A 12,696-nucleotide genomic window follows, 5' to 3' on the forward strand; every position below is an offset into this window, starting at 1 on the left:
GACCTTGGTCAGCTCTTTCTAATTCTGGCGTCGATTACTCAACTTCGTCCATTTTACCTAGCAGACCGCGAATGCGCTCTTGCCAAGCTTGATGTTCTTGTTGCATCTGCTGAACCTTTACTTCCAAGGCTTCACGGCCTGAACGGAGATCTGTCGCTTCAGTTTCTAGTTGTGATTTTTCTTGTTTCAGCTCTTCTACTTCCATCTGCAGAAGAGTGATAGTGTCAACTGCGGTTTGGATCTTTGCTTCCAACTGCTCTAATACTTCAAAAGACATCATCGCCTACCTTTATTATCCGTTTGAATGAAGGTTTTCTTCACTGTATGCCCCATTCTACCTAGCCATTTGTGCAGAAACACCTGCTATCTTAAGAAATTGTGCCATCTGCCTGAGATTTAACCACCTCTGACTTTCTCCTGTCAATAAGCGCTGATTTGATCTGCGTTAAGCAAAAAAGCAAACGTTTACGCCCGACTATGCTAGAATCTGCGCGTCCAATTTCTTTCCCCTAAAATATTGTTTGGAGTCATCATGAAACGCGATTTAGCAATGGCCTTTTCACGTGTTACGGAAGGTGCTGCCCTAGCAGGTTACAAATGGCTAGGACGTGGCGATAAAAACGCTGCGGACGGCGCTGCGGTTGAAGTCATGCGCGCCCTTCTAAATAAAACCGAGATCAGCGGTGAGATCGTGATCGGCGAAGGTGAGATTGATGATGCTCCAATGCTGTACATTGGTGAAAATGTCGGTATCGGTGGTGATGCTGTCGATATCGCGGTTGACCCTATTGAGGGGACTCGCATGACGGCAATGGGTCAGTCAAACGCACTGGCTGTACTTGCCGCTGGCGAGAAAGGCAGCTTCCTGAAAGCACCAGACATGTATATGGAAAAGCTGGTTGTTGGCCCTGGCGCTAAAGGTTGCATCGACCTCAATAAGCCTCTGAAAGAGAACCTAGAGAATGTTGCTCAAGCGCTCGGTAAGTCAGTTGATACCCTCGTTGTCGTTACCCTAGCTAAGCCTCGTCACGATGCTGTCATTGCAGAGATGCAAGCAATGGGTGTACGCGTATTCGCTGTGCCAGATGGTGACGTAGCGGCTTCTATCCTAACTTGTATGCCAGACAGCGAAGTTGACCTTATGTACTGTATCGGTGGCGCGCCTGAAGGCGTGGTTTCTGCAGCCGTTATCCGTGCCCTAGACGGTGACATGCACGGTCGCCTACTGCCGCGTCACGATGTAAAAGGTGACAGCGAAGAAAACCGCATCTATGGCGCAGCTGAGCTACGTCGCTGTGAAGAGATGGGTGTTGAGGCGCACAAAGTGCTGCGTATGGAAGATATGGCGCGCAGTGATAACGTTGTATTTGCCGCAACCGGTATCACCAAGGGTGACCTGCTTGAGGGCATCACTCGCCAGGGTAATATCGCCACAACTGAGACCCTATTGATCCGTGGTCGCTGTCGCACGATTCGTCGCATCAAGTCGACGCACTACCTAGAGCGTAAAGACCCTGAGGTTCGTGATATCATCTTATAATTCATAAGATTCTAAGAAAGCGAGGTACATGTACCTCGCTTTTTTTGTGTCCATTTCCGGCGTTACCCACAGCGACGTTTTACGGATTACTGCTGAGATCATCGAGTAGGGTGAGGCGTTACCGCCTCATCCCTCTCACAGAACCGCACGTACGGACCTCGTATACGGCTCATGCACATTTCCATTCAGCATATTCGCTGAACACATACCCTGTTCTAACATGATCAAGGTTGACCAGACCAAGGTCGTTGAACCATTGGTTTGGCATCGCAAGACTCGCTAAAGGGCTTAACGAGTTTCTCCAGTTCGTCATATTGATAAACTTAAACGGCGGACTATAGCCTAACTGTTTTAGCCTACGGTGTAGCCGTGTCGGTTTCTTCCACAGTCTTAACTGGATACTTCTCAGCCTTCGTCTTACCCAACCTGCTATACGCCTGAACTCCTTGCTACTATTGGCTATCCTGAAGTACTGGCTAAAACCCCTCAGCACTAGATTGAGATCTGATATCACCTGACTCACTGGTTTTCCACCACTGCGCTTGGTCATCTGCTTTAGCTTCTCTTTCAGCGCTGACAGTTTCTTCGTTTGAATACGGGTATATCGACTCCCGATTTCTACACCAAGGAACTTCACTCCCTCATCGCTATGCGCTATGTGGGATTTGCTCTGATTGACGCTAAGCTTCAGATCGCTTTCCAGTATTTTACTCGCCTGACATAACGCATTCTCTGCTCCCTTTCGACTACGATAGAAGATCAGTATGTCATCTGCATAGCGAACGATACGGTGACCTCGTCTGCGCATCTCTTGGTCGAATGCATCCAGATAGATGTTCGCTATCAAGGGACTTATCACCCCTCCCTGCGGACTGCCTATTTCTGTCTGCTGCCTATAGCCATCTATCATCACACCACTTTTTAGCATCTGATCGATCAGTGCCAGCACGCTGCTATCTGTGACACGCTTTCGGATGCTCTTTAAGATCAGCTCGTGGTCAAGCTTGTCAAAGCACTTTGATAAGTCCATGTCTACCACATGCTGTAGGCCGTATCGGCGTATAAGCATCGTGGCAACTTCGTTTTGGCCGATATCCAAAGCTTGATGGATGGAACCGCTCTTCGAAGATGGGGGTGAGGATATCGTTCAAGGCTTGTTGAACGACTCTATCCCGGACTGTCGGGATACCAAGGAGTCTTACTCCTCCTCCGTCTTTGGGGATCTCTACCCGTCTGACTGGCTGAGGGCAATACTGCTTGGTTTTAAGCTCCAGAAGAAGTAAGTCGAGGTTATCACTCAGATTTGAGGCGAAGTCACTCAGGCTCTGCTTATCTATTCCAGCCGCGCCTTTTGCTTTCTTCACTTTGATAAATCCTTTGTACAGGCGACGTTTACTTAATAAGTGCCCATACAAACTGTAATAAACTCTCAAAGTCTCATCTCTTCCTTCGGTTTGTGCGCTGTGTGGGGGCGCGATATTTCTTCTTCGTGTCGGTTTATTTCACTTCACTCTTTAGCCTTCTAGCTCAAGGGCAATCTACTAAAGTTCATCAAAGCTACTCCCATGTACGGTTTCTCATTTCAGTCGATTATTTCCATAACTGACCAAGCTGGAATACCCCGATAGCGAACCGGTTTGGGTACCACTAAAAAAAAAAACATCTGCTCATCACAGACTTAAAATGTACTTCATCCCTTCGCAGCGCTGGATTGCTTTTGGCAACCTGCACTCCATCAGACATATTGCTGATGATCTGCTTGGTTTTGTCCTCCACACCATTACTGGCTTTCATCGGCCAAGCTTTACTCACTACTACGGATTCATCTGCCACCTCACACCAACGCTGAGCTTGGCTTTCACCTTGATTCAGCGCTTCCGGCATTTGCCCGGATGTGGTGCCAGGCTTCCCCAGTTACTGCACTGGCTCCCTGTTAACAATGCCACCCTCAAGCACAGCTTAGGTCTGACTGAGTATTGGGCTTCGCGCTATTTTGCACGCTTACCCACCTAGGCTGCCGAAACAGGGGGGACGCCTAGTCTTCACTTACGTTGTGTACTGTTAACTTCCTATCGCTTCCTTCAGACCCTGCCGTTGGCCAGCAACGCCCTTGCGATTCGGATTATCTTCCCCTCAGTCGGGGTGACTCAGGTTTCTTTCAACCTGACGGGTTTGCCAGCTTCGCTGGGCAAACAAAAAAGGGTCCTCACAGAGGACCCTTTTTAGTTTAATCGGCTGGCTTACATCAAAGACCCCGAAACCCCCACTAATCGCTACATCCCTCTCCAATAGAGACATTCAAGCCGCCAAGCGTGCTACATGTCGTTTTACATAACCAATTTTGAAGAGGAATTTACATATGGCTACATCAAACAAACACCTTAAGAAACACCATGACACTTGGGTTTACTCTCGTCGAGTTCCTAAAATGCTGAAGCACCTATATCCAGAGCAACGCTAAACATGATGTTAAGCACTTGGCTGAAACAGCTCAAACGATTGCTGATCGGGTTGATATAGAATGGCTGAGTCACTTATACTTAGACCAAATAGCCCCGAAAGGGGCTTTTTATCGATCTAATGAGTCACAATATTTGAATACAAAGGCTCAAGTAGGTTTATAAGCTTATCTCGTATTTCCATAGATGAAGACGTAGCTTTGCGCACTGCTGACTCATATGCTTTCCGATCTTTAAATGGACAGCTGGTGGCAATCAAATCAAGTACGGGAGTCTGCCTTAGTGGATAGCGAGAAGTTATTAGCGCTAAGTCTTTTTTTTCTAACGCTTCATTAAATATTGCTTGCTCACTTGATAGGAAGGTTTGAACTTCTTCGACCCCAAACTCAATGTTACTCGACAATCCATTCATAATTGTCTTCCAATCAGGACTCTTTCGAGTCAGAGCATTTCGGACTCTTCTTTGGACTAACATAGCACACATGCGCTTGACTGTAGGTTCATCTAACTTATTAATAACTTTAGTTATAATCTCATCATATACCTTATCAGCTTTTATATCATGAATAGCCGAGGCACATTCGAGTACCGCCTTTATGATATCGGGATGGTAATACAATGATTCTACCGAGTATTGGGAAAGAGCGAAGATATTGGAAGCTTGCAATTCTGCAACCTCTTCCTCTCCTCTATTATCTCGATCTACAATTCCATACGCTTCCATCCAATGTAGTGCTTGAGCATTATTTAGACCACGAACAACTCTTTCTATCTCTGTACACGAACCTAGTGCATGAATGCTAAAGTCAGGAAACAATCGGTGATAAAGCTGTATATCCATACTTGCTTGGTTTCCTTCAACAAACAAAATCCTGTTTCTTGAACCAAGAACAACCTCAGACAACTGCGGATCAAGATCTTGAATACCCTCTATAAAATCTACTGTCCATTGTCTTTTGGAGGGGTTAAAGTCTCTTACGAGGATTGCATTAGAATCTTCAGTGTCCAATGGCAAATGAAGGTCATGAGTTGCAATTACAAATGCACAATCAGAACGGTAAGATAAAAGAGTCTGAAGCAAAGGTGCCGAGATAGAGCGATGCAAATGGCGTTCTGGTTCATCTAGCAATATAAGAGAGTCTTGAGGACTTAATAAAACATCAGCAATCAATAAAAGAGCGTTTCGTTCACCGTCTGATAGCATAGAGATACCATAAGAAGGCATTCCGCTTCTTTGTGCACACACCTGCTCTTTCTCACCGATACTGATTTCTAAGTCAAAATTCGATAGTTTGAGTATTGTGTTCATTTTCTCTAGTAATGAACCATCTTCTGACAAGCTCTTAAGCTGCTCCTTATCATCCCTTCGAAATGCTGCTGCCAGTGTCCGTGCTGCATGGTTCTCAGCAGAAACGATATCAAAAATAGTGCCTAGAGCTTTATTAGATGCATTGCTATCTTTGTATCTGGCTTCTTCTCGGGTTTCTCGACTATTCCAATTTGCTTCTTGTTGCTTTTTCTGTGCTGCAGTCATATTCACATAGTCAGACTCCAACCACACCTGACGCTGAGCACTAATTCGTTTAGCGTTTCTGTTATGTGCTTTGAAGTTATGTAAGAGCGTTGATTTCCCTGAACCATTGGCTCCGAGTAAAAAAGTAAGACTACCGCTGCTAACTTCAAAATTACTTACCTCATTATTAGGTCTGCAAGGTATAGGTAATGAAAATGATGCCATCTGGTAGTCCTTATTCTTAACTAGTTGATGTTAATACATTGGGCTTTGATCTTAATTTCTCAAGCTACAATGAATCAAAACACATATTCTATGTTTCTCTTTCAGAGGAATAGCACGGCCATCTACCATTTTGGTCTGAGCGTTGGGCGCAAACTTTCACATGTGAAAGTATCGCTCCCTCAATAGCGTTTCGCTCATTCAGGCTCATGGTGTTTATCAGTAGTTCACATACGTTAACCATATAACTCAGCCTAGCCCCTCAACCACATGCTATTTGCGGTATCTCACCACCTTCTTCACAGAGGGCAATGACTGCTTGAGCAGGGGTACATTGTTAGGAAGCTCCGCACACTGCGTTACCGCAAATGCACTATCCCTAGGCTACTATTGGCTGAACAATAGGTCTTGCTACCTCATTCCCACCCGTCCGAGTGAGTCTGTGGTTAAGACAATAATGAAAATAGCTTCGCACCGTATAGGCGGCTAAAGATAAATAAGACACAATAATTCCCGTTGCATGGCTGCTTGCTAGAAACAACTTCAACGTATATCGGGCGCACTGCTTTGCAGTGGCGAGGGATATAGACTTTCGCCCATACCTAAACATCGGACTCCAATGGAGACCGATATTCGGGCTTGAGTTAAGCCCGAATATCGGGTTTTATTCATTGCTATTTCGGCGGGATTGATAGTGGCAACAAATTACAATAGTTAGTACTCACTATGGACGTAGCCCACTCGGCTAGCTACCTATGCGACTCTCGTCGCACTACATCATACCTGGCATACCGCCCATGCCACCCATGCCGCCCATGTCAGGCATTGCTGGTGCATCTTTTTGCGGCAGGTCTGTTACCATCGCCTCTGTGGTGATCATTAGACCCGCAACTGAAGCGGCAAACTGTAGTGCACTACGAGTTACTTTTGTCGGATCAAGGATACCCATCTCTAGCATATCGCCGTACTCACCAGTTGCTGCGTTGTAGCCGTAGCTGCCTTCGCCTTGCTTAACCTGATTAGCAACTACAGACTCTTCGTCACCAGCGTTCATTGTGATTTGACGAATCGGCGCTTCCATTGCACGTAGTGCTACGCGAATACCCACGTTTTGCTCTTCGTTGTCGCCTTCAAGCTCAGTGATTTTTGACGCTGCGCGGATAAGTGCAACACCACCGCCAGCAACCACGCCTTCTTCAACCGCTGCACGTGTTGCGTGTAGCGCGTCTTCTACGCGGTCTTTCTTCTCTTTCATCTCAACTTCAGTCGCAGCGCCAACCTTGATCACGGCAACACCGCCAGCAAGCTTAGCAACACGCTCTTGTAGCTTCTCTTTGTCGTAATCAGAGGTCGCTTCTTCGATTTGTTGACGGATCTGCGCCACGCGACCTTGGATCATCGCTTCTTGGCCAACACCATCGATAATCGTCGTGTTCTCTTTAGTGATAGACACGCGCTTAGCTTGACCTAGGTCTTCTAGTACAACCTTCTCAAGCTCAAGACCCACCTCTTCAGAGATAACCGTACCACCGGTTAGGATAGCGATGTCTTGTAGCATCGCTTTGCGACGGTCACCAAAGCCAGGTGCTTTCACTGCAGCGACTTTCACGATACCGCGCATGTTGTTCACAACCAAAGTGGCTAGTGCTTCACCCTCAACATCTTCAGCGATGATAAGTAGCGGACGAGATGCTTTTGCTACCGCTTCTAGCGTTGGTAGTAGCTCACGGATGTTTGAAACTTTCTTGTCGATAAGAAGAATGAATGGGTTCTCTAGGTCAACAGAGCCAGCTTCTTGGTTGTTGATGAAGTAAGGTGATAGGTAACCACGGTCAAACTGCATACCCTCAACCACGTCTAGCTCATCTTGTAGAGCCTGACCTTCTTCTACCGTGATAACGCCATCACGACCGACTTTTTCCATCGCTTCAGCAATGATGTTACCAACGCTGGTGTCAGAGTTTGCAGAGATAGTACCTACCTGAGCAATCGCTTTGGTGTCTGCACATGGAACAGAAAGCGCTTTAAGCTCTTCAACCGCAGCGATAACTGCTTTGTCGATACCACGCTTAAGATCCATTGGGTTCATGCCCGCAGCCACAGCCTTAAGGCCTTCGTTGACAATAGATTGTGCCAGTACAGTCGCCGTCGTCGTACCGTCACCAGCAGCATCATTGGCTTGCGAAGCAACTTCTTTCACCATCTGTGCGCCCATGTTCTGGAACTTGTCTTCCAGCTCAATCTCACGCGCAACTGATACACCGTCTTTAGTGATTGTCGGTGCACCAAAAGATTTATCTAGAACTACATTACGGCCCTTTGGACCCAGTGTTACTTTTACCGCGTCAGCCAGAACGTTTACACCTTCAAGCATTTTTACGCGAGCGTCATTACCAAATTTAACGTCTTTAGCAGCCATCTTTAGTTTCCTTTCTTAATTCTGTTTTTTGAGTCGTTTTTGAATCAGAGCAAAAAATTACTCAACGATTGCCATGATGTCGTTTTCAGACATGATAAGAACTTCTTTACCGTCAATCTTTTCTGTCTTAGTGCCGTAGCCCTCAGCAAAGATCACTGTGTCACCAACTTTCACGTCCAACGGCTGAACTGAGCCGTTCTCAAGGATACGGCCTTTACCTACTGCAAGTACCACACCGCGTGTTGATTTTTCTGCAGCAGAACCAGTTAAAACGATGCCGCCAGCCGACTTTGATTCAACTTCTTTGCGTTCAACGATAACTCGGTCTTGTAATGGACGAATGTTCATTGGTCGTCTCTCCTGATAATTTCCATGTTTAGTTAGGTGATTGTCCCACAACGCTTTCTCACAGCGTACATTGCAGAACCTTGTTAAGACTTTATATGAGGTGTGTTTGGGACAAACCCAAGGGGTAGAAATAAAAAAAATGCGATTGGAGGGCTAAAAATAGAGGCTTGATCGGGTTTATGTTAGCCAAAGCTTCTTAGTTGTGAGAAAGAGCACAGATTGTGCTCGGCATCAAAACTGGTTGCATACAATTTAAAGTGAAGTCATTAACATGGATGGTGATTATGACGACACACCCAACCCTACCGAGCTTTGATGAGTTAGCAGAACTCGCACAAAAAGATCCCAAAGCCTTTGATGAGCTCAAAGCATCATTATGCCAAGCCTGTATCGACGCCTCTTCACCTCAAATGCAGCAACGACTGCAGGCACAGCAGAGCCACCTAGACAGACTCGTCAGCCAAAGTAAAAACCCCATTCACGCCAACGTCTTGCTCAGGCGCGAATTACTCGTCCAGTTTCAAAAATTTCGCCAAGTACTGAGTGAGGGAAAGCTTGATGATAAGCAGGGAAATGTCATTGACTTTCGAGGTCGCGAGAATTCTTGGAGTTAGACATTTCAGGGGCGGGGTTCGAGGGCGGGCTATGCCCTTCGGGGTACGAGGAAGAGCATTACTACGCCTCGCACCTCGAAGCGATACCGTACCCGCTCCTCGAATCTTAGACGTAAAAAAGCCCAAGTCTTTCGACTTGGGCTTAGTATGTGGCGGAGAGATAGGGATTTGAACCCTAGATACGCTATTAACGTATGCCGGTTTTCAAGACCGGTGCTTTCAACCACTCAGCCATCTCTCCACAATATGTAATCTCACTAAAGTCTTACTCTAAATTGCTTCAGTTAGATATTGTTCAAAGCCTGGCGATGTCCTACTCTCACATGGGGAAGCCCCACACTACCATCGGCGCTATTGTGTTTCACTTCTGAGTTCGGCATGGAATCAGGTGGGTCCACAACGCTATGGTCGCCAAGCAAATTTGTTAATTCAGAAAGCTGTTAAAAGTCTTTATACACATTCAAAGTTCTTGCTTTGAGTCCATCAAAACCCTTTGGGTGTTGTATGGTTAAGCCTCACGGGCAATTAGTACAGGTTAGCTCAACGCCTCACAACGCTTACACACCCTGCCTATCAACGTTCTAGTCTCGAACAACCCTTAAGGATACTTAAAGTATCAGGGAAGACTCATCTCAGGGCTCGCTTCCCGCTTAGATGCTTTCAGCGGTTATCGATTCCGAACTTAGCTACCGGGCAATGCGTCTGGCGACACAACCCGAACACCAGAGGTTCGTCCACTCCGGTCCTCTCGTACTAGGAGCAGCCCCCTTCAATCTTCCAACGCCCACGGCAGATAGGGACCGAACTGTCTCACGACGTTCTAAACCCAGCTCGCGTACCACTTTAAATGGCGAACAGCCATACCCTTGGGACCGACTTCAGCCCCAGGATGTGATGAGCCGACATCGAGGTGCCAAACACCGCCGTCGATATGAACTCTTGGGCGGTATCAGCCTGTTATCCCCGGAGTACCTTTTATCCGTTGAGCGATGGCCCTTCCATACAGAACCACCGGATCACTATGACCTGCTTTCGCACCTGCTCGAATTGTCATTCTCGCAGTCAAGCGGGCTTATGCCATTGCACTAACCTCACGATGTCCAACCGTGATTAGCCCACCTTCGTGCTCCTCCGTTACTCTTTGGGAGGAGACCGCCCCAGTCAAACTACCCACCAGGCACTGTCCTCAACCCCGATTAGGGGTCTAAGTTAGAACATCAAACATACAAGGGTGGTATTTCAAGGATGGCTCCACAGATACTGGCGTACCTGCTTCAAAGCCTCCCACCTATCCTACACATGTAGGCTCAATGTTCAGTGCCAAGCTGTAGTAAAGGTTCACGGGGTCTTTCCGTCTAGCCGCGGGTACACTGCATCTTCACAGCGATTTCAATTTCACTGAGTCTCGGGTGGAGACAGCGTGGCCATCATTACGCCATTCGTGCAGGTCGGAACTTACCCGACAAGGAATTTCGCTACCTTAGGACCGTTATAGTTACGGCCGCCGTTTACCGGGGCTTCGATCAAGAGCTTCGACCTAAGTCTAACCCCATCAATTAACCTTCCGGCACCGGGCAGGCGTCACACCGTATACGTCATCTTACGATTTTGCACAGTGCTGTGTTTTTAATAAACAGTTGCAGCCACCTGGTATCTGCGACTCCCCATAGCTCCATCCGCAAGGGACTTCACCGCGAGGAGCGTACCTTCTCCCGAAGTTACGGTACCATTTTGCCTAGTTCCTTCACCCGAGTTCTCTCAAGCGCCTTGGTATTCTCTACCCGACCACCTGTGTCGGTTTGGGGTACGATTCCTTACAATCTGAAGCTTAGAGGCTTTTCCTGGAAGCATGGCATCAATGACTTCACATCCGTAGATGCTCGACGTCGTGTCTCAGCCTTAAAAAGAGCCGGATTTACCTAACTCTTAAGCCTACGCACTTGAACCTGGACAACCGTCGCCAGGCCCACCTAGCCTTCTCCGTCCCCCCATCGCAATTGTAAGAAGTACGGGAATATTAACCCGTTTCCCATCGACTACGCCTTTCGGCCTCGCCTTAGGGGTCGACTTACCCTGCCCCGATTAACGTTGGACAGGAACCCTTGGTCTTCCGGCGAGGAGGTTTTTCACCCCCTTTATCGTTACTCATGTCAGCATTCGCACTTCTGATACCTCCAGCAAACCTTACAGTTCACCTTCAACGGCTTACAGAACGCTCCCCTACCCAATGACCTAAGTCATTGCCGCAGCTTCGGTGTATAGCTTAGCCCCGTTACATCTTCCGCGCAGGCCGACTCGACTAGTGAGCTATTACGCTTTCTTTAAATGATGGCTGCTTCTAAGCCAACATCCTAGCTGTCTAAGCCTTCCCACATCGTTTCCCACTTAGCTATACTTTGGGACCTTAGCTGGCGGTCTGGGTTGTTTCCCTCTCCACGACGGACGTTAGCACCCGCCGTGTGTCTCCCGGATAGTACTTACTGGTATTCGGAGTTTGCAAAGGGTTGGTAAGTCGGGATGACCCCCTAGCCTTAACAGTGCTCTACCCCCAGTAGTATTCGTCCGAGGCTCTACCTAAATAGATTTCGGGGAGAACCAGCTATCTCCAGGTTTGATTGGCCTTTCACCCCTAGCCACAAGTCATCCGCTAATTTTTCAACATTAGTCGGTTCGGTCCTCCAGTTGATGTTACTCAACCTTCAACCTGCCCATGGCTAGATCACCTGGTTTCGGGTCTATATCCAGCAACTCGACGCCCAGTTAAGACTCGATTTCTCTACGGCTCCCCTAGATGGTTAACCTCGCTACTGAATATAAGTCGCTGACCCATTATACAAAAGGTACGCAGTCACACTTTGAGGTGCTCCTACTGCTTGTACGTACACGGTTTCAGGTTCTATTTCACTCCCCTCACAGGGGTTCTTTTCGCCTTTCCCTCACGGTACTGGTTCACTATCGGTCAGTCAGTAGTATTTAGCCTTGGAGGATGGTCCCCCCATATTCAGACAGGATATCACGTGTCCCGCCCTACTCGATTTCACTGATTATGATATGTCGGTTACGGGGCTATCACCCGGTATCGCGCCACTTTCCAGAGGCTTCACCTGTATCATTAAAAGCTTAAGGGCTAATCCAATTTCGCTCGCCGCTACTTTCGGAATCTCGGTTGATTTCTTTTCCTCGGGGTACTTAGATGTTTCAGTTCCCCCGGTTCGCCTCACTAACCTATGTATTCAGTTAGTGATACTCTCTTATGAGAGTGGGTTTCCCCATTCAGAAATCCCAGACTCACAGGTTGTTACTACCTAATCTGGGCTTATCGCAAGTTACTACGTCTTTCATCGCCTCTGACTGCCAAGGCATCCACCGTGTACGCTTAGTCACTTAACCATACAACCCCAAAGAGTTTCCAAAGGAAAATCTAGAGATTGTTTAATCAAACAACCAAAGTTGTCTGCAATTTTTATACATGATGCAGACTCGATTTTGCCGGACTCAAATATTAAGTAGCTTTCGCTACTTCCAAGAACACTTGAATGTGTGTTGGTACCTATATGTTCCCTTAATAAAAAGGTTCGATA

General features: G+C 47.2%; 7 protein-coding genes, 1 tRNA gene, 2 rRNA genes and 1 pseudogene. 3 read left to right on the plus strand and 8 right to left on the minus strand.

Annotation, left to right across the window (positions count from 1 at the left end; all coding sequences use genetic code 11):
- Window positions 1-34: 34 nt before the first annotated feature.
- Window positions 35-277: a cell division protein ZapB gene (gene zapB / locus ACZ5R2_RS01830; protein ID WP_438461249.1), complete on the minus strand. Its 243-nt coding sequence runs from the start codon at window positions 275-277 to the stop codon at window positions 35-37.
- A 255-nt stretch (window positions 278-532) separates the two neighbouring features.
- On the opposite strand from zapB, the gene glpX reads away from it, so the two are divergent.
- Window positions 533-1,540 carry a class II fructose-bisphosphatase gene (glpX, locus tag ACZ5R2_RS01835; protein WP_438461250.1) on the plus strand — a complete coding sequence of 336 codons (1,008 nt, stop codon included), beginning with the start codon at window positions 533-535 and terminating at the stop codon, window positions 1,538-1,540.
- Window positions 1,541-1,709: 169 nt separating this feature from the next.
- Here the strand turns inward: glpX and ltrA are convergent.
- Window positions 1,710-2,973: pseudogene (ltrA, locus tag ACZ5R2_RS01840) on the minus strand (group II intron reverse transcriptase/maturase).
- Between the two features lie 250 nt (window positions 2,974-3,223).
- Between ltrA and ACZ5R2_RS01845 the strand changes: the two are divergent.
- Window positions 3,224-3,553 carry a hypothetical protein gene (locus ACZ5R2_RS01845; RefSeq protein WP_464900803.1) on the plus strand — a complete coding sequence of 110 codons (330 nt, stop codon included), beginning with the start codon at window positions 3,224-3,226 and terminating at the stop codon, window positions 3,551-3,553.
- Window positions 3,554-4,117: 564 nt separating this feature from the next.
- On the opposite strand, the gene ACZ5R2_RS01850 is transcribed toward ACZ5R2_RS01845, so the two are convergent.
- The 3 genes from ACZ5R2_RS01850 to ACZ5R2_RS01860 all read right to left on the minus strand — a co-directional run bounded on the left by ACZ5R2_RS01850 (window position 4,118) and on the right by ACZ5R2_RS01860 (window position 8,501).
- Window positions 4,118-5,737 (minus strand): AAA family ATPase, encoded by a 1,620-nt coding sequence (locus ACZ5R2_RS01850; RefSeq protein WP_464900804.1) that lies wholly within the window; start codon window positions 5,735-5,737, stop codon window positions 4,118-4,120.
- A gap of 769 nt (window positions 5,738-6,506) precedes the next feature.
- Window positions 6,507-8,153: a chaperonin GroEL gene (groL, locus tag ACZ5R2_RS01855; RefSeq protein WP_464900805.1), complete on the minus strand. Its 1,647-nt coding sequence runs from the start codon at window positions 8,151-8,153 to the stop codon at window positions 6,507-6,509.
- A 57-nt stretch (window positions 8,154-8,210) separates the two neighbouring features.
- The gene (locus tag ACZ5R2_RS01860; protein WP_464900806.1) at window positions 8,211-8,501 is read right to left on the minus strand and encodes a co-chaperone GroES; all 291 of its coding nucleotides are present in this window, start codon (window positions 8,499-8,501) and stop codon (window positions 8,211-8,213) included.
- A gap of 284 nt (window positions 8,502-8,785) precedes the next feature.
- Between ACZ5R2_RS01860 and ACZ5R2_RS01865 the strand changes: the two genes are divergently transcribed.
- The gene (locus ACZ5R2_RS01865; RefSeq protein ID WP_464900807.1) at window positions 8,786-9,115 is read left to right on the plus strand and encodes a DUF3135 domain-containing protein; all 330 of its coding nucleotides are present in this window, start codon (window positions 8,786-8,788) and stop codon (window positions 9,113-9,115) included.
- A 150-nt stretch (window positions 9,116-9,265) separates the two neighbouring features.
- Here the strand turns inward: ACZ5R2_RS01865 and ACZ5R2_RS01870 are convergent.
- The 3 genes from ACZ5R2_RS01870 to ACZ5R2_RS01880 form a co-directional block, all read right to left on the minus strand.
- Window positions 9,266-9,356 (minus strand) — tRNA-Ser (locus ACZ5R2_RS01870).
- 59 nt (window positions 9,357-9,415) lie between these two features.
- Window positions 9,416-9,531 (minus strand): 5S ribosomal RNA (rrf, locus tag ACZ5R2_RS01875).
- 88 nt (window positions 9,532-9,619) lie between these two features.
- A 23S ribosomal RNA gene (locus ACZ5R2_RS01880) occupies window positions 9,620-12,505 on the minus strand.
- Between the last annotated feature and the right edge of the window lie 191 nt (window positions 12,506-12,696).

The organism is Vibrio sabulosilitoris, from assembly GCF_055391395.1.